Source organism: Anaerovirgula multivorans, assembly GCF_900188145.1.
Taxonomy (GTDB): Bacteria; Bacillota; Clostridia; order Peptostreptococcales; family Natronincolaceae; genus Anaerovirgula; species Anaerovirgula multivorans.
On the sequence record NZ_FZOJ01000005.1, the window covers coordinates 218,322 to 242,972 of the forward strand.

23 protein-coding genes are annotated in these 24,651 nt (G+C 35.7%); 20 read left to right on the forward strand and 3 right to left on the reverse strand.

The genetic code is table 11. From position 1 onward, the window contains the following. Window positions 1–31 precede the first annotated feature (31 nt). Complete coding sequence (locus tag CHB72_RS07275; protein WP_330396990.1) at window positions 32–1,057, forward strand: zinc-binding alcohol dehydrogenase family protein; 1,026 nt, start codon at window positions 32–34, stop codon at window positions 1,055–1,057. Between the two features lie 266 nt (window positions 1,058–1,323). On the opposite strand, the gene CHB72_RS07280 is transcribed toward CHB72_RS07275, so the two are convergent. Further along, window positions 1,324–2,475 (reverse strand): iron-containing alcohol dehydrogenase, encoded by a 1,152-nt coding sequence (locus CHB72_RS07280; RefSeq protein ID WP_330396991.1) that lies wholly within the window; start codon window positions 2,473–2,475, stop codon window positions 1,324–1,326. A 1,303-nt stretch (window positions 2,476–3,778) separates the two neighbouring features. On the opposite strand from CHB72_RS07280, the gene CHB72_RS07285 reads away from it, so the two are divergent. The 3 genes from CHB72_RS07285 to CHB72_RS07295 are packed head-to-tail and all read left to right on the forward strand — an operon-like array spanning window position 3,779 to window position 8,724. Continuing rightward, window positions 3,779–4,993: an efflux RND transporter periplasmic adaptor subunit gene (locus CHB72_RS07285; protein WP_089282216.1), complete on the forward strand. Its 1,215-nt coding sequence runs from the start codon at window positions 3,779–3,781 to the stop codon at window positions 4,991–4,993. Window positions 4,994–4,995: 2 nt separating this feature from the next. Further along, a complete protein-coding gene (locus CHB72_RS07290) occupies window positions 4,996–8,115 on the forward strand; it encodes an efflux RND transporter permease subunit (RefSeq protein ID WP_089282217.1) in 3,120 nt (1,039 codons plus the stop codon). 18 nt (window positions 8,116–8,133) lie between these two features. Further along, window positions 8,134–8,724 (forward strand): TetR/AcrR family transcriptional regulator, encoded by a 591-nt coding sequence (locus CHB72_RS07295; protein ID WP_089282218.1) that lies wholly within the window; start codon window positions 8,134–8,136, stop codon window positions 8,722–8,724. 66 nt (window positions 8,725–8,790) lie between these two features. On the opposite strand, the gene CHB72_RS07300 is transcribed toward CHB72_RS07295, so the two are convergent. Continuing rightward, window positions 8,791–9,573: a ZIP family metal transporter gene (locus tag CHB72_RS07300; protein WP_089282219.1), complete on the reverse strand. Its 783-nt coding sequence runs from the start codon at window positions 9,571–9,573 to the stop codon at window positions 8,791–8,793. A 68-nt stretch (window positions 9,574–9,641) separates the two neighbouring features. On the opposite strand from CHB72_RS07300, the gene CHB72_RS07305 reads away from it, so the two are divergent. The 5 genes from CHB72_RS07305 to CHB72_RS07325 all read left to right on the forward strand — a co-directional run bounded on the left by CHB72_RS07305 (window position 9,642) and on the right by CHB72_RS07325 (window position 12,721). Next, on the forward strand, window positions 9,642–9,965 hold the full coding sequence (locus tag CHB72_RS07305) for a hypothetical protein (protein ID WP_089282220.1): 324 nt from the start codon (window positions 9,642–9,644) through the stop codon (window positions 9,963–9,965). 295 nt (window positions 9,966–10,260) lie between these two features. Then, complete coding sequence (locus CHB72_RS07310) at window positions 10,261–10,902, forward strand: hypothetical protein (protein WP_089282221.1); 642 nt, start codon at window positions 10,261–10,263, stop codon at window positions 10,900–10,902. 241 nt (window positions 10,903–11,143) lie between these two features. Next, complete coding sequence (locus CHB72_RS07315) at window positions 11,144–11,446, forward strand: DUF2325 domain-containing protein (RefSeq protein ID WP_089282222.1); 303 nt, start codon at window positions 11,144–11,146, stop codon at window positions 11,444–11,446. Between the two features lie 160 nt (window positions 11,447–11,606). Next, entirely contained in the window at window positions 11,607–12,206 is a 600-nt protein-coding gene (locus tag CHB72_RS07320) for a DUF3793 family protein (RefSeq protein ID WP_089282223.1), read from the forward strand. A gap of 86 nt (window positions 12,207–12,292) precedes the next feature. Continuing rightward, entirely contained in the window at window positions 12,293–12,721 is a 429-nt protein-coding gene (locus CHB72_RS07325; protein ID WP_089282224.1) for a flavodoxin, read from the forward strand. On the opposite strand, the gene fliB is transcribed toward CHB72_RS07325, so the two are convergent. Beyond that, window positions 12,710–14,035, reverse strand: a complete 1,326-nt coding sequence (gene fliB / locus CHB72_RS07330) for a flagellin lysine-N-methylase (protein WP_089282225.1) — start codon at window positions 14,033–14,035, stop codon at window positions 12,710–12,712. The two genes, CHB72_RS07325 and fliB, sit on opposite strands and share 12 nt — an antisense overlap. Before the next feature lie 499 nt (window positions 14,036–14,534). Between fliB and CHB72_RS07335 the strand changes: the two genes are divergently transcribed. From CHB72_RS07335 to CHB72_RS07380, 11 genes are all read left to right on the forward strand, one after another. Next, entirely contained in the window at window positions 14,535–14,876 is a 342-nt protein-coding gene (locus tag CHB72_RS07335; RefSeq protein ID WP_242975065.1) for an ArsR/SmtB family transcription factor, read from the forward strand. 542 nt (window positions 14,877–15,418) lie between these two features. Next, window positions 15,419–16,237 carry an ABC transporter ATP-binding protein gene (locus tag CHB72_RS07340; protein ID WP_089282226.1) on the forward strand — a complete coding sequence of 273 codons (819 nt, stop codon included), beginning with the start codon at window positions 15,419–15,421 and terminating at the stop codon, window positions 16,235–16,237. Window positions 16,238–16,256: 19 nt separating this feature from the next. Beyond that, window positions 16,257–17,171, forward strand: coding sequence for an ABC transporter substrate-binding protein (locus tag CHB72_RS07345; protein ID WP_089282227.1), 915 nt, complete (start codon window positions 16,257–16,259; stop codon window positions 17,169–17,171). A 17-nt stretch (window positions 17,172–17,188) separates the two neighbouring features. Then, on the forward strand, window positions 17,189–17,785 hold the full coding sequence (locus CHB72_RS07350; protein WP_089282228.1) for a class I SAM-dependent methyltransferase: 597 nt from the start codon (window positions 17,189–17,191) through the stop codon (window positions 17,783–17,785). 27 nt (window positions 17,786–17,812) lie between these two features. Further along, the gene (locus CHB72_RS07355; RefSeq protein ID WP_089282229.1) at window positions 17,813–18,793 is read left to right on the forward strand and encodes an ABC transporter substrate-binding protein; all 981 of its coding nucleotides are present in this window, start codon (window positions 17,813–17,815) and stop codon (window positions 18,791–18,793) included. Between the two features lie 274 nt (window positions 18,794–19,067). Further along, a complete protein-coding gene (locus tag CHB72_RS07360; RefSeq protein ID WP_207652514.1) occupies window positions 19,068–20,093 on the forward strand; it encodes a FecCD family ABC transporter permease in 1,026 nt (341 codons plus the stop codon). A 29-nt stretch (window positions 20,094–20,122) separates the two neighbouring features. Next, entirely contained in the window at window positions 20,123–20,809 is a 687-nt protein-coding gene (locus tag CHB72_RS07365; RefSeq protein ID WP_089282260.1) for a GTP-binding protein, read from the forward strand. 20 nt (window positions 20,810–20,829) lie between these two features. Beyond that, window positions 20,830–21,837, forward strand: a complete 1,008-nt coding sequence (locus CHB72_RS07370; protein WP_089282231.1) for an ATP-binding cassette domain-containing protein — start codon at window positions 20,830–20,832, stop codon at window positions 21,835–21,837. Between the two features lie 130 nt (window positions 21,838–21,967). Continuing rightward, on the forward strand, window positions 21,968–22,102 hold the full coding sequence (locus tag CHB72_RS27710; protein WP_278277815.1) for a hypothetical protein: 135 nt from the start codon (window positions 21,968–21,970) through the stop codon (window positions 22,100–22,102). An 83-nt stretch (window positions 22,103–22,185) separates the two neighbouring features. Continuing rightward, entirely contained in the window at window positions 22,186–23,148 is a 963-nt protein-coding gene (locus CHB72_RS07375) for an ABC transporter ATP-binding protein (protein ID WP_089282232.1), read from the forward strand. Next, on the forward strand, window positions 23,145–23,879 hold the full coding sequence (locus tag CHB72_RS07380) for an ABC transporter permease (RefSeq protein ID WP_089282233.1): 735 nt from the start codon (window positions 23,145–23,147) through the stop codon (window positions 23,877–23,879). Before CHB72_RS07375 ends, CHB72_RS07380 begins: the two co-directional genes overlap by 4 nt. Window positions 23,880–24,651 lie beyond the last annotated feature (772 nt).

Sequence of the window (24,651 nt, forward strand, 5' to 3'; positions counted from 1 at the left end):
CTTTAAACGTAGGAACAGGAGGCAATATATTATGAAAATGATGAAAGTAGTTGAAATAAAAGAACCTGGAAGAATACAAGTAGTCGAAAAGGAAATACCCAAACCTAAAAAAGGCGAGGCGTTACTTAAAATTAAGTATTGTGGTATTTGTGGTTCAGACATAGCTACCTATACAGGTAACCAACCCTTTGCAAGCTATCCTCGAATTCCTGGGCATGAGTTTTCGGCAGAAATTATAGAGGTAGAAGACAATAATCTAGGATTACAAAAAGGAATGATTGTTACCGCAAATCCTTATTTTAATTGTGGAAGTTGTTATTCTTGCCAAAAGGGAAAAGTGAATTGCTGTGAGTCAAATGAGACAATGGGAGTGCAGAGAGATGGGTCTTTTGCTGAGTACTTAACGATGCCAATAGAAAGAATTTATAATGGAAAGACGCTTTCAGCAAAGACACTAGCTTTAATAGAACCCTTTTCAATTAGTTATCATGCGATAAATAGAGGAGATATTCAAAAGGAAGACAAAGTATTAGTATTTGGAGCAGGAGCAATCGGAATATTTGCAATGATAGCTGCTAAGCTAAGAGGAGCACAAGTATATATAACTGATGTTTTTGAAGATAGGTTAAAACAGGCAATGCAAATGGGGGCAGATGGAATAATCAATGCGTCTAAAGAAGATATCAATGAAAGAGTGAAAGAAATCACGGAGGCTTATGGTATGGATGTATGTATTGAGGCCGCTGGATTGCCTGAAACTTTTTTAAATTGTATAGATAGTGTAGCTTTTGGAGGAAAAGTAGTATTAATAGGTAACGGCAAAAGAGAAACTGCTTTTAATCACTCCGTATTGTTGAAAAAGGAACTGAATGTATATGGCTCAAGAAACAGTTTGTTAAATGACTTCCTATCATTAATTGATCTAGTGACTGATGATAAAGTAGATATTGAAAAGATAGTAACCGATGTTTTCGAATTGCATAATGTGATTGATGCCTTCGAAAGCTTAAAAAATAACGATGGCTCTAAACTAAAGGTGTTAGTAAAGTTTGACTAATAGCATATTTACTTTAAAGGGTGAAACAGCACTATCCCCTCTTTAGATTTATAGCTGTAAAAAAGAGAAAGATAGATCAAACTTATAGATAAGAGATAGTATTGAAAGGAATTATAACTGTCTTATTTACAAAATTCGTCAATTATGGTATCCTATTAATATAGTCAATGTTAAATAAATAACGAAGATTAAACTTTTGAATATTGAAAAAAATAATATGGGGAGATACTCTCCCCATATCAAGATCTAAAAATGATAAATATTTATTACATTGCGTTTCTAAATATCTCTATAACTTGTTCTAATGTAGCAGTACGAGGATTAGTAAATTGGCAAGCATCAACTTTAGCATTGGTTGCCATGATTTCAAAGTCTTCCTCTTTAACGCCTAGTTCGCTAAGACCCGAAGGAATTCCAATGGAGCTTGAAAGTTTTTTAATAGAGTCAATTGCTTTTTGAGCTGCATCGCTAACTGATAAACCATCAACATTTTCTCCCATAGCGATTGCAACATCACGTAGTCTATCAGCACATCCAATTAAATTAAATTGTTCAACATGGGGTAAAAGAATAGCGTTACATACACCATGTGGTAGGTTGTAGAAGCCACCTAGCTGATGGGCCATTGAATGAACATATCCTAAGCTAGCATTGTTAAATGCCATTCCGGCTAGGAATTGAGCATAAGCCATCTGTTCTCTTGCTACCATGTCGGCACCATGGGCAACAGCAATAGGTAAGTATTTAGATATTAATTTCATTGCCATCAAAGCTGCTGAATCTGTGAGAGGAGTTGCAGCTATTGATACATATGCTTCTATGGCATGGGTCAAAGCATCCATGCCAGTAGCAGCTGTTAATGCTGGTGGCATGCCTACCATAAGCTCACAATCATTAATAGATATATTTGGAGTTACACGCCAGTCAACAATTGCCATCTTAACCTTTCGACTGGTATCAGTGATAATACAGAAACGAGTCATTTCAGAGGCGGTTCCAGCAGTTGTATTTACAGCTATAAATGGAACCATTGGGTTTGAAGATTTATCTATACCTTCATAATCATGAATCTTACCACCATTTGCAGCTAAGAGTCCAATCCCTTTTGCACAGTCATGGGAGGAACCTCCCCCTAGAGATATGATTGTATCACATTTTTTATCGGTCCATACTTTAAATCCCGCAGCAACATTTTTGTCGGTAGGATTAGGCTCTGCCCCATCAAATATAACAGCCTTCAAACTAGAATTTTCAATTAAGCCTTTAACTTTGTCAGCCATACCCATTTTAGCTAAACCAACATCTGTTACAATTAGTACCTTAGTTCCTCCTAAACTTTTTACTTTTTCACCAATACCATTAATACTACCTGCTCCAAATAAATTGACGGTTGGAATAAAATAAGCACTCATTGACATAAAAAGAACCCCCTTTTTAATTTAAGTTGAAAATTTCAATAAATTTTTATTCCTAAACCCATCCCGTGTTTAGCGAGAAAACGTTTTCACCTCCTTTAATAATAATTTCATCTTTACCCATAAAAAGACACAAAGGATAACTGATATAGAGTATGAGATGGGTGTGTCCTTAAGGGCAAAAGAGAAACTTACAATAATAATTACAAAATTATAACAGACCAGTTAATAAGGTAAAGCTACATAAATATAATAGTAAATAATGCTTTAGATCATCATGAATTTTTAAGCTAGAATATATTGAAGCATGAGAAATGTACAGAAGTTTCTTGAAATTAAAGTTAAGATATAATCTTATTTGTTTACTTTCTAACTTTTAGGATAATGGCCTTATGAAAGGTACGAGTAGAAAACATCTTGCCTCAATTAATTATGAAAGCAGATTAAATGTAATTAAACATTATAAACGTAGTACCTCTAGAAGGAATAATAGTTTATAATTAACTTAAAGATGCAAAAATCATGCCTAAAACAGAACAGGCTTAATAGGTAGATGAGAAGGAGATCAGCTAAAAATTGTTCATATTCGGTACAAATTCCGCGAAAACTACTGTTCTACTTTGGTACTATGCACTAAAAAAGAACAGTTTTAGAGATGAAGTCACCATCTTAAAACAAATAGGACTATAGTACCTATAAAGTTTGAATACGTATCAGTCTAAAAATGCACATCCCTATACTTTATTAAATCCAAGGGTTTACGGACAAAACTGTAGGCTCTTAGTGTATTAGAATCAAGAGTTATGAGTATAGGTGTATAATAACATTGATGAGGTGAAATGTAAAAAATAAAAAAATATTAAATGATTAGGCATGACTTCTAAATTAAATGGAAGTCATGCCTATTAGTTTGCATTGTAATTTATCCTTCGGTGTATTGCTAAGACTCCCGCTTCTTCTAGATAAACAAACTAAGCGACTAACACAAAATCAAAGATTTTGGTTATCTGCTTATAGATAAACAAACTAAGTGACCAACACGAAAGTTAGAAACCAAACTTTCGGTTGTCTACTTATGAATTAAGTCTCATTTTATTGAAAAGGTATCTGTTTCCGTGTCCCATTTACATGATTTTTTGTTTTTCTTATGAAGTTTAGAAATATTTAAGAATTTGTTTAGAGGTAGTTTATAATTGGTTGCTATAATAAGAAAATAAGTGAATGCCAAAAAGGTTTCATTCATGATAGACTGACCAGCCAGTCTGTTTTTTTAATCAAATAAATTTAAAATGCAGGAGGAAGCAAAATGAGAAAAAAAATAATTTCCAAACTATTATTAGTCCTATTAATTGTCACAGTTTTAGTAACAGGGTGTAGAAGAAATGTACCGGAAGAAGTCTCTACTGAAGAGGAGGATTACATACCAGTAGAAATTGAAACAGTCAAAGAAGATACCTTAGCAAGTAGGATTTCCTTAAATGGTAAAGTGCAGGCAAATGAGGAAGTAATGGTGATGCCTAAAATGGCTGCCACCGTGTCGAGAGTAAATGTAAAGCTTGGAGATTCTGTTACAAAGGATCAGGTTTTATTTGTAATGGATCAAAAAGATGCAGAAAGAGCTATTGAACAGGCACAAGAAAGCATAGATTTAGCTCAAAAAGGTATAGATCAAGCAGAGAACTCTATTAACTCCACTAAAATTCAATATGAATCAACAAAGGAAAAGCTAGAGGATGCCTTGGTAACTTTAGAACGAATAAAGGCTTTATACGAAGCAGGGGCTGTCCCAAAAAGTCAGTTGGAACAGGCAGAGTTAGCGGCTTCTACTAGATCATTAGAAATAGTAGAAGCTCAAGTTAAGCAAGAGGAGGTAGGCTATCAGCGGGCCTTAAATCAATTGATACAAGCAGAAAGTAGCTATGAGCATGCAAAAAGCAATCTTGACAACACTCTGGTAAAAGCACCAATTACCGGTGTTATTTCTAGTTTAAATGTTGTAGAGGGACAATTGGCCAGCAGCGCACAAGCAGCTGCCACCATTGTAGATTTGGATAAAGTGTATTTACAGGTTGATGTAGCTGAAAATATGGTAAACAGATTGGAGTTGGGGCAAGAGGTGGGAGTAACCATAGCAGCAGCATCTGAGAAAGAAATCGTTGGAAAAATTGACTATATAAGCTCTACTCCAGATGATAGAACACAACTATATACAGTAAAGGCATATATACCTAACAAGGATCAAAGGATAAAACCTGGGATGAGTGGTTCTATAGGGTTGAATATTGAGAGCAGACAAAATGTATTGGCAGTAAGAAGTGGGGCTGTTATCGATAAAGAAGAAGAAAAGGTGATTTACTTAGTAAGGGATGAGCAGGCAGTAGAACAAAAAGTAACTCTTGGTCTAGATACAGGTTCTCATATTGAAGTGGTAGAAGGTCTACAAGCAGGAGATGTAATAATCGTAAAAGGTCAACAGTATGTAACTGATGGCCAAAGGGTGAAAGCAGTAAGGGGTGAGTAATCGTGAATTTATCAAAATTAGCAGTAAAAAGACCTGTAATGATTGTAATGATTATGCTTGTTATCATATTGTTGGGAACTATTTCATTAACTAGATTACCGATAGACCTATATCCAGCTATGGAAATACCAATAGCCATTGTCAGCACCTCTTATTCAGGGGTAGGACCCCATGAAATAGAAAACCTTATTACAAGACCAATTGAAGGCGCGATAGCAACTGTAAGCAATATAGATACCATTAGTTCCATGTCTTCTCAAGGAAGCTCAATGGTTATTGCACAATTCAATTATGGTACTGATATGAATTTTGCTGCTTTAGATATGCGGGAAAAAGTAGATTTAATTAAGGGAACTTTACCAGAAGGGATCAATGATCCCATGGTTTTAACCATAGATCCTAATAGTTTTCCTATTATTCAGATATCTTTGGTAAATGGTGAGGATTTAAGTTCATTACAAGTATTAGCTGAAGAGACGATCAAACCAAGACTTGAAAGAATCGAAGGAATAGCTTCTGTAGATGTAACAGGGGGCTATACAAAGGAAATTCAAATAAAGACAAATCAGCAGAGATTAGATAGCTATGGCATCAGTCTAAGCCAATTATCTCAAACAATAGGCGCTTCCAACACGAACCTACCAGGGGGAACTGTAAAAAATGGAGAAAAAGAGCTTACCATTAGAACCATGGGGGAATTTCGTAGTCTTGATGAAATTAAAGAAACGCCAATAACACTGCCTACTGGAAGCGTCATCTTATTAAAAGATATTGCAGAGGTGGAATTAACCCATAAAGAGATAAAAACCATATCTAGAACCAATGGTAAGAGCAGTATTAATATATCTGTACAAAAGCAATCCGATAGCAATACAGTTCAGGTAGCGTCCTTGGTTCATGATGAAATAGAAAAATTACAACAGGAGCATGAAAACGTAGAGATTACTATCGTATCAGATGAATCCACCTATATTACTGATTCAATTAATAATGTGCTTCAAAGTGTTATCTTAGGTGGAATCTTTGCCATAATGGTACTGTACCTATTTTTGAGAAATGTTCGCTCTACCTTAATTATAGGAACATCTATTCCGATTGCTGTTATTGGTACTTTTGCTTTATTGTACTTTAGCAACATTACATTAAATCTAATGACCCTAGGTGGTCTGGCCTTAGGTGTGGGAATGCTGGTGGATAATGCCATTGTTGTACTGGAGAACATTTATAGATTTAGAGTGGAAAGATATTCGAGAAAAGAAGCTGCCAGTAAAGGTGCATCTGAGGTGGCGATGGCGGTTACTGCCTCTACCCTTACTACAATCGCTGTATTTTTACCAATCGTTTTTGTAGAAGGGATGATTTCTAGTCTTTTCAAAGAACTGGCATTAGCAGTTACTTTTTCTCTTGTAGCTTCTCTATTGGTATCCTTGACCTTGATTCCTATGCTTTCTTCTAAATTGTTAAAGGTAGATAATACAGATGTGAAGGAGAGGAAAGGAATAAGGAAAGGATTTAAATATCTATATGATGCTTTTGACAAAATGTTAAATGCTATAGAAAATCGTTATAAAAAGATATTATCATGGAGCTTAGGTCACAGAAAAACTACAGTTCTTATGGCCATATTGATATTTTTAGGGAGCTTGTCCTCTGTGTTTTTCGTAGGAGTAGAGTTCTTCCCTGCTTCTGATGAAGGACAAATCAGTATTAGTGTTACTTTACCTACAGGAGCAGAACTTCATGAAATCAATGAAATCCTTTTGGAAGTGGAAGAAAGTATTGCTTCTATAGAAGAAATTGAGACTGTCTTTTCCTCCGGTGGCGGAGGAGGTCAAATGGGAATGGGAGGAGGCAGTAGTAATGGAGGAACTGTTACAGCGAGACTTTCTAAAATAAAAGAAAGAGATAGAAGTTCAAAAGAAGTAGCCGATGAAATAAGAGGACTGCTAAAAGATATTCCAGGAGCAGAAATTAATGTTTCTGAAAGTAGCAGCATGGGATCAATGACAGGAGATCCCATCAGTATTCGTTTAAAGGGTGATGACTTAGAGATTTTAGAAGAGATTTCAGAGGATTTTAAAAGAGTAATTGAGTCGGTAGAAGATACAAAAGAAATAACAACCAGCTTTAGTGAAGGAATACCAGAGGTTCAAGTCTATATTGATAAATATAGTGCTGCTACCTATGGATTAACAACTGCACAAATAGCCAATAACATAAGAAATGCTACCTCAGGAATAACAGCTACAAGGTATAAATTAGATGGAGATGAGATTGATGTTCTTATTAAAGGAGAAGAGAATGTAAAAGAAAGCTTAGCTAATCTTCAACAAATGGGGATAGCAACTACAACAGGTGGCAATGTTCCTTTAAATCAAGTAGCTAGTGTATCCGTTGAAAAAGGACCTGTCCAAATCACTAGAGAAGATCAACAAAGAGTGGTAACCATTAGTGGTCAAATTGGTAATAGGGACTTGGGAAGTGTTACCCAGGATATCGATAGAGTATTAAAAAATTACAATTTACCGCAGGGTTATAGTTATGAGATGGGAGGACAAAACCAACAAATGAACGATGCCTTTGCCGATCTGCTTTTAGCATTGACCCTAGCGGTAGTGCTAATCTACATGGTAATGGCAGCCCAGTTTGAATCTTTATTGCATCCATTTACTATTATGTTATCTGTACCTGTGGCATTGGCAGGGGGATTACTGGGACTCTTGGTTACAGGAACAGCCTTAGGTATAACAGCCTTAATAGGGGTTATTATGCTGTCAGGTATAGTTGTTAACAATGGTATTGTACTGGTGGATTATATCAACACCTTAAGAGAAGCTGGGAAAGATAGAGCTGAAGCCATTACTACAGCGGGACCTGTAAGGCTAAGGCCAATTTTAATGACAACATTAACTACTGTTTTAGGGTTACTACCTTTAGCTTTGGGAATAGGTGAAGGTTCAGAAATGCAAGCTCCAATGGGAATTGTAGTTATTGCAGGATTACTATTATCAACGGTTTTAACCTTAGTATTAATACCGACGGTGTATACCTTGGTAGATGATCTTTCAACAGGTATTAAAAATAAGTTTAGAGGAAAAAAGGGAAGGATTGTTGAGAGTTAATAGATTGAGGTGGCTTAGATGAAAGCATCAGCAAGAGAAAAAAGAGAACTTGAAATTATGCAAGCTGCATTTAAGGTTTTCACTAGAAATGGATTCCATGAAGCAAAAATAGAAGAAATAGCAAAAAAAGCTGGAATTGGTAAGGGCACTATTTATGAATACTTTGATAGTAAAAAGGATTTGTTTCAGCAAATGATTATATACATTATAGAAAGATATATACAAGGAGCTGAAGAAATTAGTGTAAAGGAAAATACTGTTAGAGAAAAATTGATTGCTTTTGCAGCTTACCATGGCAAGTTCCTTCAATACCATATAGATATGACGGAAACTACTGTGACTAAACTTGATATGCTATCTGGAAATATGAAACAATGGGTAAGGGAAGAACAAAGTAAAGTGCATAATTTTGTTTTAAAAATAATAAAAGAAGGTATGGGAAATGGAGAGTTAAGAGAGGATTTAAATAGTGAAATTGCTGCCATAGCTATTATAGGTGCAATTAATCAGAGTTATACGAGGCAGATTTATTTTGGTAAAATGAGGGCGGAAGATATAGACCCTACTCCTGCTATAGATATGATATTTAAAGGTTTATCAAAAGAATAGATACGATAAGTTTGTGTAAAGACACCAATATTATTTAGAGATATTGGTGTCTTTACTACTTTCATTTTATCCTAAACTAATATCCAAGAACATCATTAATACAAAACCGATTAACAAACCATAGGTTGCATATCTTTCATATCCATGTTTTTGGGTTTCTGGTATAATTTCGTCACAAATAACATAAAGCATAGCACCTGCTGCAAAGGTAAGAGCGTAGGGAAGAATAGGGGTTGCAACATGAACTAAACCAACTCCAATGACGCCTCCAATAGGCTCAACCAAGCCACTGGCAAGGGCGATGAGGAAAGCTTTTGTTGCAGAATACTTTTCTCTAATTAGGGCTAAAGCTACCGCTAAACCTTCTGGTATATTTTGAAGACCAATGGCGATAGCTATTGCTAAACCGTTGCCAACATCTCCATTACCAAAACCGACACCTACTGCAAGACCTTCAGGAAAGTTGTGAAGGGTAATAGCAATAACAAAGAGCCAAACTCTTGTCAAATTATTCTTTTCTCCATTCTTTGAAAGTTTAAGAATATGACTATGAGGAGCATGTTGATCCATTAAATCTAAAAAAATTCCTCCTGCAAGAATACCAATCACTGCGACTCTTGCTCCTATTATGCCTTCTCCTGCATACTCAATTGCAGGCACAATTAAACTAAAGGATGTGGCTGACAACATAACCCCAGCAGCAAATCCCAACATAGTATCTAATGTTTTGTGAGAAACATCTTTTGTGAAAAATATTGGTAGAGCACCAAGTCCCGTACATAATCCTGCAGCTAAGCTGGCGATTAATCCAATATAAATAATGCTATATTGAGATAAATAGTCAATCACACGATGCACCTCCTACTGGTTTACATTAAAATATACACTCTATATTTATTTTATTAAGAAAACATGAAATGGGTTACAGAAAGTTTCAAGAAAGAGAAAAAGAACACACGGGAAAACTACGCAAGGTACTTTGCCCTATAGACTTGTCTAATTGCTCCAATCTAATACTATATAGGCTTAGGGAATGTCAAGCATATATTGAAGGGCTTATTTTAACTTCGGTGATCGAGAAGGGAGAAACACAAGCGGAGGTGGATGAAATAAAAAGAGATTGCCTAAGAGAGCTAGTAAGATTGGGAGAGGATTTCTATGAATTAGGTAGTAGGATTGAAATCTTAGTTGAGGAAGGAATCGCTTCTAAAAATATCATAATATTTTACAACAACTATTGAAATATTAAGTATATAGATTATATAATAAAACACATATGTCAATTTCATAGACCATCAAAGGAGGAAATAACATAAAGTCCTATAAAGGAGCACGTTTAGTAAAGGGAGAAGATTTAAACCATCACGGTACATTATTTGAGAAGCAGCTTTAGTAGAGGAAGCTAAGAAATTAAGATAGAGTAGGATCGGCAGATTTTCATTGAATAATGGAAATCTGTTTTTTTGTATTGGGGAAAAGTGGTATACTTAGAATAAATATTTTGAAGGAAATTGCAGGAAATAGGGGGATGGTCACATGAATAGACATAGGACGATCATGAAAGATTTTTCTTTTATAATAGATAAAGCTAGAGTTTTTCATGCAATAGATTGCAAAGAGGATAGTCCTGTTTACCAAGAGGTGAATCGTATATATGAAGAAATGTTAGAAATAATTGATAATATCATTACACCAATGATATTATTTGAATTTCATGACAACATAAAAGCAGTAGGATTAGAGGAATTAAAAGATAGCAATGTACTAATATATAATTTTGTAACCTTGGGAGAAGATATCTCAAAAAAAAGTGAAGAACTATTTACTGAAGGTAATTATCTAGAGGCATTGATTTTAGATACAATGACTAATGAGTTATTATTTTATATGACAGAGAAAGCATATAAAACAATATGTAGCAAGGCAAAAGAACTTGGACTATCATTAAAAGATAGGATATCTCCAGGAGATGAAGAAATTCCTTTTCATTACCAAAAACATATATGGGAGAAGTTAAATTTAGAAGGGCTAGAGATACAAATTAATGAGAGCTATACTTTTGAACCTCTAAAATCTATTGGTTTGATTTATACGACTACTGATTGGGAGGAAAAAAATCAAATCCTTCATCAATGCGAAACTTGTAAAAACTTTCAATGCAAAATGAGAAGAAAATAGTGGTCTGATTGATTATTTAAATTAGACTACGTACTTGGATATCAAATATTCTTAATTTTCTAGGAGATTTTCTATAATTTGCTTCTGAATAAATTCTACCTTAATATAAATTATCATAAATAAAAGATATTTTTTAAATGTTAAAAATTGTGGCAAGTTATTGACAAGAAGATAATAATAGGATATGATAATGATAATAATTATCATTATCATTATAAAAATACATAAGGAGGTCATATATATGAAGGCATTATTAATCGGAGCGGATCGATTGGGAAATATACCACATACATTAACAGAATATGGCATAAAAGACTATACCCATTGGACAGGAAGAAAAAAAGGGATGCGTAATTTTGAAATTCCCACAGAAACTGATATGATTATAGTTTTTTATGATTTTATTGAGCACAATATAACACAAATTGTAAAGGAAAAGGCTAAACAAAATAAGATTCCATGTGTTTTCTCCAGAAGAGCCTGTAGTGACTTGGTAAAACAGCTAAATAACTGTAGTGGATGTAAATTAAATAAAATGCAATAAGTTAGTATCAAGGACTCTAAAGATAAAGAAGAGGATAAAAATTTTTATGATTAAAATGAGAATGAAAGTCAATATCTAATTTTAAATTTAAGTGTATTTTATTGGGATTTTGTTTATTGGTTATAAAATTCATAAAAGATTTTAGACAGGGGGAGATAGAATGGAGACCAATTCTAAGAGTTGCTATTGCCTAAATGGGAATAGTAATGATGAATTTATTAGATGGGTTGTTGAACTTCTAGGTCCAGTACTATTAGGAGTAAAACCATCGGAAATTATGAGTTTTCCTGGCAAAGATAGAGTAAGCATAAGGAGAAAAGAAGAAGTTAAGGCAATCATTAATAGGAGTTCAAAAGTAAATTTTGCAGAGTTTGATATAAATAATGGATGCAGTAAAATATTCTTTTATAATCTTGAATCCTTAGATTATACATTAAGAGAGTTCGTAAATCTCAAATTTCTAAAAACTCTCCATTATCCACAAGAATATGAGATACATACCTACTTAGATTATATAGTTGAAAAAATGAAAAGGGGAGAAACCCCACATGAAATTGGTGTGTTTTTAGGATATCCCCTAAAGGATGTAATTGGATTTATAGGACATCCTTCTCTTAGACTAACTAAAACCAATGGGTGGAGAGTTTATGGTGATCCAAGATTATCGGATGAGAAACACAGAAAGATACAAGATGCTAAAAAGCAAATAAAAAATATGTTACAAACAAGAGGGCTACAGGAAATTATACAGTCTGCTTAATCTTTAAAAAGATTTTATATTATATAAAGTGTTATAGGATTAATTGTAATAAGTGATTTTTCAATAATAAAGGAGGATATAGCATTATGAAAAAGGTAACAATTATTTACTGGAGTGGAACAGGAAATACAGAAATGATGGCTCAAGCTATAGCAGAGGGAGCAAAGGGAGAGGGAGCAGAAGTAAAGCTGTTAAATGTTAGTGATGCTAAACCTGAGGATGTTTTTAATGCAAATGCTGTAGCTTTAGGATGCCCTTCCATGGGAGCTGAGATTCTAGAGGAGGAGGAAATGGAGCCTTTTGTAACCTCCCTTAAGAGTTCAGAGTTGACTGATAAATCTGTAGCCCTTTTTGGATCCTATGATTGGGGAGATGGAGAATGGATGAGGGATTGGGAAGAAAGAATGAAGCAATATGGTGCAAACCTTGTAGAGTCAGGACTCATTGTGAATCTGACTCCTGGAGATGATGAATTAGGAGATTGTAAGGAACTTGGTAAAAAACTAGCAAATTAATGAATAGAAGCTGAACTCATAGAGACAGAAAGAATTAAGAATACTTAATTCTTTCTTTTTTTTTTGTAACTTTTCCGTTCCAATAAGTGTCATTAATTTAGTATGCTCAATTAGTTTTTCTTCTTCTAAGTATTTAATAACCAACTCCAAATACGTCTTATCAGGAATAATGGTTTTTGATAACGACTGAATCAGTTTAAGCATCAAATCATCATTCATTCCTTTATTATAGGTTGCTAGTCCAACTAAGTTAAACTTCAACAAGCCGTAAACAATGCATAATTTCAAATACCAAGTCCATATATCATTCAATTTGAATATTTCGTTACTGTAAGTAAAAACATAATTCACAAGAAAGTTTTCTAAGATATAGGATTTTTTATCTAAATAAGGCTTTAGATATTTTTCATAGTTGCTATTATAGTACTTTTCCAACTCCTTATCTTTCACACCTGCGAAGACGTCTAGGACTTGCATTAAACACTCTATGTATCGCTTCGAAAAAAATCTGATACTGTCGCCCTCTTTAAACTTCATTGAAAGTATAGTATTTAAATGATGAAACTGCTGTCTGTTCTGAAGTTGATGTTTATTTTTTGCGGTTTTAAATTCTCGTAGCTTAAGGGTATCACTTGCCTCTTTAATTCTAGATAGTACTTCTTCGTAATGAAGACTTGAAAAATCAATGTTCCCTACAACTTTATTCAAGAAGCAACCTACAGTTGCCACCCTTTCACTTAACTCAATTGTTCGAGTTTGTAAGAGGTCAATAAGCGCTGTTCTGATTTCTTTTACGATTTCTATTTGCTTAAAATCCTCAATGGTAGGTGAACCTATATAAATGTCATTCCACTTTACAGTATCCATAACCCACTCGAATTCGATGCCATTTTCATTTAGCAAGGCCAGTTCAGTAGCGACCGAACAAGACATTTCTAATCCGCGTTCTATTACATCGTTTACTAAGATGGTTGCTCGAGGGTAACTCTTACATGTTTTTGACAAGCTGCTCTCACCCATATTGATGAATATTTGACAAAGATCATTCTGACCTAAAAACGGACATACCATTTCGTTATTTAGATTAATAATTGCAAAATCGTCGTCATTGATTGATGTTTTGTTTATAGAAATTCCTGTTTTTACAATTTCTTTAATGATCACATTTTCACTGTGAATATATTTCTCATAGGTGCTTTTATCGACGATTATTTTCCATCGTTCACAACAGGTTTCATGACATGTGATTGGATCACACTGAAACTTGCTATAATACTTAGGTTGTAATATTTTAAATTTTTTATCAATATCCATATTCTTATGTAATCTCCTTATTAAAAATTATTGAACCTTTATGTTGGTGTTATTCTTTTACATCCAGATTTTTTCTTCTGAATTTGGATTGTTTGGAATATAATTTTCCACTAGAATACAATCTACTTATATTAAAACACTATAATCTTCTAAATTCAAATCAATAATTATGACGGTGCAACCACACTGCGCCTGCACAAACAATTAACACAAAAATATTTGAAAAATCTTGACAAATACCTATAATTGAGATATGACAGTGTGATATAATACTGTCATATCTCTTTTTGGGTTTTGGGGTGCAATTAGGGAAAGTGCAATGATATTTTGTAATAATCCTGCACATAAATATCATTCTGTACCAGATATAACTTTTGAGCAAAAGCTTAGATAAAACAACTTATATAATTGTACAATTATTTGGATAAGTTATTGACAATCTTAATTAAGTATAGTATATTTTATTTAAGTAGCGACTTATCCCGAAAGGGGCATAAAAATGGAGATGGAACAATATTATGAGGTATTAAAAACAATATCAGACGAATCTAGATTTAAAATCATAAATATACTATTAAACTACGACCTATGCGTTGGAGGTTTAGCAAAACAGCTTAATATATCTAAACCGGCTGTCTCTCAGCATCTTCAGGTGCTAAGAAAAATTGGCTTGGTTACGGGAGAAAAAAGAGGCTACTATACACATTACGTTGTAAATCGGTCTCTTTTGAAGCAGGTTGGTGAAAAAATAATTGAAATTGCATCAAAATCATATAACGGTGGATGTCAACGCGAACAAACTGGTGAATGTGAATGCCAATGTCAGTGTAACAAAAGATAAAATTTTTTAAACATAAGTTAGATTATCCTAACAATTGCTAATGAGGCGGACACTTGTTAAATTTTTTTGTTTTGTTGATAATGAATTTCAATATCAATATCCCTCTTAATTAATCCTTCAGTGCAGAAGGATTAATTAAGGCAACAAGTTAGAACATTCTAACTGATAGGTTGGTGAATTAAAGTGTTAGTTGCAGAAAATCTTAATTTTAACTATGGTAAACAAAATATTATGGGCAGTATAAAATTTACAACTGAAAAAGAGGCAAGTTATTTCACTGATTAGGTTCAAACGATTCGGGGGAAAGTCAATACTTCTATTGGGCTTATGAGGTTTGATTCCTGTAAATCGGTGTAACAAGAGATTGTTTTTTTGGAGCATAAGTTAGACGATACTAACATTTGTGAATATAAGCACTTATGCTACGCAGAGAGACTTTTTTTTATTCGCTTATCGATAATGAGTATCAATATCAACTTATTCTCTTTACTTAAATATAAGTTAGTATATTCTAACTATAATTAAAAGGCTGGTGAATTGTTATGTTAGTTACAAAAAACCTTAGTTTTAACTACGGTAAACAAAATATTTTGGACAATGTAAATTTTATAGCCGAAAAAGGGCAAGTTATTTCACTGATTGGCCCGAATGGTTCGGGAAAGTCAACACTGCTGCGCTGTTTATGCGGCTTGATTCCTGTAAAAAGAAGTTCGGTGTTTTTGTTTGACAGGCCCATAGAAACATTGGGAGCAAAGGAAATTGCCAGAAAAGTAGCCTTCCTTCCGCAATCTCATGAGCGATTGCAAGGCGTGACAGTGTACGAACTGGTTTCTATGGGTAGAGCCCCCTACCACCGCTCCGGCTGGGTAAATACCAAGGAAGATCAGGAGAAAATAGCATGGGCTATCGACTACATGCAAATCGGCCATCTGACGCACCGACTGGCAGAAATGCTGTCTGGGGGAGAAAAACAGCGTGCTTGGATTGCCATGGTGCTCGCTCAGGACACGCCGATTATTCTATTGGACGAACCGGTTACATATATGGATTTGAAGTACCAATGCGAGCTGCTTAGAACGATAAAAGATTTGAAAGACAATTTCCAAAAAACCGTTGTTGCGGTTTTTCATGACATCAACCACGCTATTGAGATATCCGATTCTGTATATCTTCTGAAAAATGGACACGTTTATAAGGCTGGGGGCAGCGAGCAGGTGATTACAGAACAGGCTATTAAAGATGTGTATGGGGTATATGCACATATTTGCAAGTTTAAAAGATGTTGCCGCAATGTAGTTGTTCCGGCGGGTGTACATGACGGTTCAATGGACACTCCGCTTGAAAACTTACAAATAAAATAAAGAAAGAGGATGATCAGATTTGATACGTATTATGATTCACACTCCAGTTAACTTAAGAGGTCGTATGCTGGATTATTTAAAGAATAATCTACCCGACCTGGAAAAAAACATCGGTGATAAAATTGCGCTCTACACACCACATGATCCCGAATATTCTTTGGATTGCAGCGAGGAATGGCTAGGGCCTTCTATTGAAAAAGGAATTGTTCCCGACTTGATGGTAACCCACGCCTCTGAATTTGCCACTTTAAGAAACAGAGTAGAAAGCGGCTTACTTTCAGATTTGGCAGGCCGGTATGCAAATGAAAACCCAGTAAGAGAAGAATTAAACATGCTGACAGATCCTCATGGATTGTTTTATCCCCTATTTGTAGTCCCTCTGGCTATGTTCTATAACACGAAAAAAATAAAGGAGGAGGAATTGAAACACTCTTGGACTGATCTCTTTAATGAAAAATTTAAAATTATATTTCCTGAACGAGATAAACCCTTAAGCAGAGCGGTAGGAGCCTATTTAAAACATGAATTTCCGGAACAATTTCCTGAATTTGAAAAAAGAGCCGTATATGAAGGCTCTCCGACGAATGTCATTAAGTCGGTTGCTTCAGGAGAATATGATATGGGCATGACTAATTTATCATTTGCTCTAATGGCAGAAAGCAGAAGTATTTCGATTAATTATCCCCAAGAAGGATTTGTTCTTTTACCACAGGTTCTTGTGTGGAAAAAAGGTGCTGATGAAAAACTTAAAATTATTGCCGATCTGCTGATGGGCGAGGAAATGCAAAATTACCTGAGTGAGCAGGGAACCTGGCCGACACGTAAGGATATTCCAATGTGTGACACGATTGCATATAACCAGCAATTGACAAACTGGCAAGGTTGGGATGCCTATACAAAAGCAGTTTCCGAGTTTGACAAATTTTCTGTGTAAAGAAAGGGGAAAACAAAATGATTAAGTCAGATAATTATTCAAAGTTACAGCCCATGTACCCACTCCTGATCCAACAATTTGTAGATGACTATAATCTCAGAGAAGGGATTGCCGTGGACATTGGCGTGGGTCCCGGGTGGCTGGGAATGGAAATGGCCAAGATCACCAATATGAAAATTGTTTTCCTGGACATCAGTCAGGAATCCTTGGATTTGGCAAAAAAGAATTTTGAAGCGCTGGACGTTGACAACGAGGCAGATTTCATCAATGCCGATGTCCAAGCACTTCCTATGGATGACAACTTTGCCGACTTTATAATGAGCAGAGGTTCCATTTGGTTCTGGAAAGAGCCGGAAAAAGGACTGCGGGAAATTCATAGGATTTTAAAGCCGGGCGGGGTTGCGGTAGTCGGCGGCGGACTGGGAAGATATCTTCCTGAAACCATGCGGATCAGATTACAGGAGACTCTCAAACAAGGGCTAATTGAAAGAAAAGAGAAAAGGCCAAGCCTTGAAGAATTTGAAGCCATGGTGCAGAAATCCGGACTATCTAATTATCGAATTATGACGGATGGAGACACAAGCAGCGGTAAATGGGTTGAGATTGGAAAATAAAATATGCATATGTGAGGAGGAATAAAAATGAAACGGAAAAAAATCACAGTTGTACTGGCAATAGTTTTGGTATTGGTAATTGCACTTGTCGGATGCGGCGACAGTTCCCATCCCCAGTCTACAACTTCGTCGGATGGTCATCAAACAGATATGCAAACAAAAAACACGGTTAAGGACGACCTCGGACGGGAGGTAACGATCCCGGAAAATCCCCAAAGAATATTGGCCTTAAATGGCAATACCATGGAAGCACTTTTTAATCTGGGGATTACTCCTGTCGGAAAGGTTGAAGAGTACAAGATAAGGCAGGAAGGTGTCGAACTGCCGTCAGTTGGAGCTGCTGGTAATATTAACATCGAGGCTGTTTATAAGTTGCAGCCGGATTTGATTATTGCTCATGCAAGAAAACAGAATAATCTTGTTAAAGAATTGGAGAATACCGGGGCAACAGTTTACTATTTTAACCCGGATTCTGTTGGCAAGAACCCTTTAATTGATGTAAATACTTCTTTAGGTGATTTATTAGACAAACAGGAAGCGGCCCAAGCGTATATTGAACATATTACTTCCATCGCAGAAGAGTTAAAACAACAAATATCTGAGCAAACCGACATTAAAACTGCAATCCTTATCCAGGATGGTGATACCATCACTGCCGCACAAACAACTACCGGATATGGATCAGTACTTACGCTTCTTGGTATTGAAAATATTGTGCCTGAAAACCTGCCATCTTCCGGTAAAGAAAACTGGGTACCATTTGATATTGAAAGTATTCTGGCAAATAATCCTGATCTTGTTTTAATCTTAGCACCAAGTAATGATCCTGAAAATAATAAGGCAGTGCTTAAAAAATTTAAAAACGATCAAAAATGGGCTGGCTTGGATGCAGTTAAAAATGATAAAATCACAATTTTACCGTTCAAGGTGAATCCATTCAGATCATCTGCAGAAACCATGCTGAAAACAACTGCAGAAACAATATTGAAAATCAGCCAACAGCCTTAATTTTAAGGTGAATTGAGGAATATAAAATCAGAGAAGAAGGTATCGATTTGCTTTCACTGGTATCATATACTAATGTAAATGCCGAAGCGGTATATGAACCCGAACTGGACATTATTAAACGATAAATAAACACCGTTTAAAAGTATCTGTGGAACGATGGGACTGTCTTTTCCCCTCGTTCCACATTATTTAAAAGCACAAATTTATTAGCAGAGCAATATTTTCTACTATTTAAACAATTTCAAAAATGTACTTTGATGAGGAGGTATATCTGTTGAATAAAATTGAAAAAAAACCTACTCATCTGAAAGCATACCGATTAACAGTTATATTGATAGCGGCGGTCATCCTTGTATTCATAGTTTTCTTGAGCATAGTGACCGGGACCATACAATTTTCTGTACATGAAATAATCAGTATGTTGAAAGGTGACCTGCAGGGAAGCCTGGTTAATCAAATAATTTTCAACGTGCGAATGCCCAGAGTTTTTACAGGGGTATTTGTTGGAATGAATTTGGCGGTTGCGGGTGTTTTGTTGCAGGGTATTTTACGTAATCCAATGGCTTCTCCCAATATTATTGGTGTTAACGCGGGAGCCGGGTTAGCCGCTGTGATTATTATGACCATATTGCCCGGAAAAATCGGAATGATACCTTTGGTTTCTTTTATTGGAGCTTTGTTGGCAGTATTGTTAATTTACATGCTTTCTACAGCTTCGGGAAGTTCTAGTACTGTTCATATCGTTTTAGCCGGTATTGCGGTGTCCAACCTTCTAAACGCGGTAAGTTCCGCATTGATGATGATCAATAGTGATGTATTGGAAATAACCTATTCTTGGTTGCTTGGTAGTCTTTCAGGCCGAAGCTGGACGGCAGTAAATACTATCTGGCCTTATAGTCTTGTTGCCTTGGCAGCAGCCCTGTTTATCAGTCCGAAAGTTAATCTTTTTGGATTAGGCGATGAAGTTGCCAGCAGTGTCGGTCTACCAATCCGTTTATATAGGATTGTCATTATGATTACTGCAGCTGTATTAGCGGGCAGTGCTGTGAGCGTGACAGGAACTATCGGTTTTGTAGGTCTAATTGCTCCCCATTCAGCAAGACTTTTAATTGGTAACGATCATCGCTATCTTGTACCACTATCGGCAATACTGGGAGCTATTTTGCTTATTTTATCAGATACCGTTGCCAGGACAATTTTTCAGCCGGTTGAATTATCGGTGGGTATTATTACATCGGTATTGGGAGCGCCTTTCTTCCTATTGCTTTTGTATAAGAAAGGAAAAGAAAGGAGGCTTTAATATATTATGATTTGAAAGGTGAGGTTTTTATGAAATTCATTACGTTTTCCGGACCACCTTCATCCGGAAAAACTTCTGTTATTTTAAAAGCAATGGAGGAATTAAAGGACAAGCATTTTAAAATTGGAGTATTGAAATTTGACTGTTTAGTAACCGATGACGATAAACTGTATGCTGCGCAGAATATTGACAGTAGAGTTGGTATATCAGGTAGTATGTGCCCTGACCATTTTTTTGTTAGCAACATCGATGATTGTCTTAATTGGGGTATCAGGCACTCCTATGATATTTTAATCAGTGAAAGTGCAGGACTATGCAATCGCTGTTCACCCCATATTAAAGGATGTACGGCCGTATGTGTCATAGATAACCTAATGGGCATCAATACGCCCAAAAAAATCGGTCCTATGCTCAAAATGGCAGATATTATTGTGATTACAAAGGGAGATATTGTTTCACAGGCAGAAAGAGAGATATTTGCATTAAAAATCAGACAGGCCAATCCGGATGGAATTATATTACACGTCAACGGGATTACAGGTCAAGGAGCTAGTGAGTTAGCGGTACTAATAGAGAATGCCACACAGGTTGAAACATTGAAAGGAAAGGAACTGAGAATAAGTATGCCATCTGCTCTTTGTTCATACTGTCTTGGTGAAACGCAGATTGGGATGGATAAACAAAAAGGGAATATAAGAAAGATGAAGTTAGATTAGGTTGAAAGGAAGTGATTTGAATGAAGGATTCGGTTTCATTGGAGAATTTGATTATAGAAGACTTGTTAAGAATATACCCGTACTCCATGGAGTTTTTCAATATTAATGGTTTGCCTATTGATGACGTAAATAATACTGTCAAAGACTATATCACTTCACTCCCTTATGTATTTTTGGAAGATATGGGTCTGAATCAAGAAGATTTACTTAAGCGGTTTCGTGCTTTTATGAGTCGTATGAAGGATATCGGAGAAGAACGCACTTTCAGTATCCGTGATATCACTATTTTGGGTGGTAGAGGTAAAAATGAAAAGCTTGAAGAAATTGAGTTGAAGATTAGCATGGGGGAAATAATCTGCATTGTTGGTCCTACGGGCTCAGGCAAAAGCAGACTTCTCGCTGATATCGAGTGGATGGCGCAAAGGGATACGCCCACTAAAAGACAAATACTGATCGATGGGTCCGTCCCGCCGAGAGATTGGCGTTTTTCAGTTGAACACAGGCTGGTGGCCCAATTATCTCAGAATATGAATTTTGTCATGGATATTTGCGTTGGAGATTTTATAAAACTGCATGCGCAAAGTAGAATGATTGATGATACTGAAGATAAAACACGAGAAATCATATTTCATGCAAATGAGTTGTCCGGTGAAAGATTTGACTTAAATACGCCGCTTACTTCCTTAAGCGGTGGACAGTCCAGAGCCTTGATGGTGGCCGATACTGCCTTCTTAAGCACATCCCCTATTGTGTTGATTGATGAAATTGAAAATGCCGGGATTCACAGAAACAAAGCGCTGGAGCTTTTGGTTGGGCAAAATAAAATCGTACTCATCGCTACACATGATCCTCTTCTTGCTTTAATGGGAAATAAAAGAATAGTTATCAAAAATGGTGGTATTCAGAAGGTTATTGAAACTACATCAGATGAAAAAAGATGTTTGATTCGGCTGACTGAAATCGACAATGTTTTGATAAGATATAGGGAGATTCTTCGTAATGGTGATCTTCTAGATGATAATATGTAAGAAAACTTTCCTGATGCATCTTGACAAAACTAAATAAGTTACATATAATTTAATTAAGTTAATACTAAATCAAATTAGTTTATTTGTATTTCCAGCGGTGAAATACAATAACGAAATGGAGGTGTAAACCATGTGCGAAACTAATAAAAAAGACAAATGCGAACATCCTGAACTGAGACCCGCAGATGAAAAATGCAGTGAAGAACTAATCAAAAAGTGTCACGGCAACACGAAAGAGCATCCCAGCGAATCAGAGAAAAAGTAACATTACAAAAAAACAAAGCGGTTATCTTTCGGTGCATTGAATAATTGCTTTGTTTTTTGTTTGAGATGAGAGGAGCGATTTAATTGCACATTTTAGAGGTAACGAACTTATCAAAAAAATACAATGATTTTGCAGCAGTTAAGCATGTCGACTTTTCGGTTGAAGAAGGTGAAATTTTCGGATTTCTAGGGCCGAATGGCGCAGGCAAAACAACTACCATCAATATGATTACCGGCCTCGCAAGGCCGACCTCCGGTTTCATAACTCTTGCAGGGATAGACTGTGTAAAAAATACTAAATTAGCACAGCGCGTTATGGGGATTGTGCCTGACGAGAGCAACCTGTATGATGATATGAATGGTTTTGAAAACCTCTGTTTTTGTGCTTCTCTTTACGGCATGAGAAAAATGCAAAGAGAAGAAAAGGCACGTGAATTACTTTTGGAATTTGGTTTAGAAAAAGCCGGAAATCGTCCTTTTAAAGCATTTTCCAAGGGGATGAAACGTAAGCTCACCATTGCCGCCGGGATTATCCACGAGCCTAAGATCCTTTTCATGGACGAACCAACTACAGGTATCGACGTGGAGAGTGCAAAACAGATTCGTGAACTAATTACTGGACTTAAACGATGTGGAACAACGGTTTTCTTAACTACACATTATATTGAGGACGCACAACGACTGTGCGACCGAATTGCTTTTATCGTAGAAGGGCAGATTGTTAAAATAGCGTCGGTGAATGAACTGCTGGAGAGTTCGCAGGCCGAGTACATCGTGCACTTTACCTTTGACGGAAGTGCAGTAGCGGTCGACGACGAACTTAAGAAGTGTTTCCCCGATTATGATTTTGAAGAGCAAGATGGTATTTGTATTTGTCGTGCCCCGCAACCGTTTCCTATCCTGCCGCTCGTACGTTTTTTTGAGGAAAAGGGGCTTTCTGTTTATGAAGCAAAAAGTGTGCATCCTTCTCTGGAGGATGTTTTTGTGAAGATAACAGGGATTGAAGCGAAAAAGTTGGTAAAGGAAAAGGAAGGTGGCCGCAAATGAAAACATGGATTGCTTTTTGGAACATATTAAAAAAGGACATGCAGAATTATTATCTAAAAGCACCCAATATCAGTTGGGGATTGATTTTCCCTTTGGCATGGACGCTGATGTTTTTTATTCGATCCCAGCAAGCAATTGAAATAAATGAAATTCTTCCTGGCGTTATGGCAATGAGTATACTATTTGGAACGACTTCCATGCTGGCCGTCACTATTACTTTTGAACGTAAAGGGCGTTCCTTTGACAGGTTGCTGCTTGCACCGGTTAGCCTTAAAATAATGGTGCTTGCTAAAACCTCCGGCGCAATACTTTTTGGTATTATCAATGCCTTCATACCTGTTATACTTTCTTCCTTTGTTATTGATCTTTCAAATGTTAACTGGATGATTGTTTTGATAGGTGTTCTTCCTATTGCCGTGACTTCAACCCTGTTGGGATTGTTGATTGCTACTTCTGCCAAAGAAGTATTTGAAGCACAGACATTTTCTAACTTTTTCCGGTTCCCTATGCTTTTTTTATGTGGGTTGTTCATACCAGTAAAAGATTTACCTGTTCTTTTACAACCATTTTCATATATCCTTCCTCTCACATATGGAGCAGATGTATTAAATGGAGCCTTGCTTAATGCAGGGTTAATGAATATATGGGTTGATATAGTTGCATTGATTGGATTTACTGTATTGCTATTTATTATAAGCTTAAACAATATTAATAAGAAATGGATATTATAACGACTTTAAATTTCTTCTGTTTCCCTATGATTATGGCTTATTGTAAATAAATTTATAAAAACAAATTTGTAGTGTTCAAAAAAGCCCAAAATATAGGGATATTCCGGTGTTTTGCTATCATTGGCGGTTCAGACATCGAGCTCCGGAACGTCACTTTCTCCTACAAGGATGAACAAGTTTTAAACGGGATTAATTTAAAAATTGAAGATTATACCAATATACAAAACTAGAGTATATTCTTTACTTCGTCAGAGATAATGATTCCATACCTTCACATAATAGTAAGTGTACATGGTTTCTCATTAAGCAGTATCCATAAAGCTTAATTTCACTTTTTTCTTTAATTCCCAGTATTCTTTTAATGAATTTGATGCAGTCTCGTTATCTTCAAATATGTTTTTACGGTTAGTTCCTCTTGTAATTATATGATATATCCTTGTTTTACTTTTTTTTCGTGCCTATCTTGGAATATGATACCATATCTGCTAGATTATATCATATTCCATCTACCGGACAAGTTCCTGTCCCCCTGTCTGTTCAAAGCTGACTTGATTTTTACCAATGAATTCATAATTTAAAAACTTTTTTAAAGTTTCATTCAGCATTAACTTGAGTATAACGGTATCCACTTTTTTAAGTTCTTATTTTTTTATTCCTTCTTCAATCAACTGTATAATTGTATCCCAAATAGTATCAAGGTAATTATTTACTTTATTCCATAAATGCGGATAATATCGACGAAGATGATCTCCATTCCCTTTGTTCCCAAATA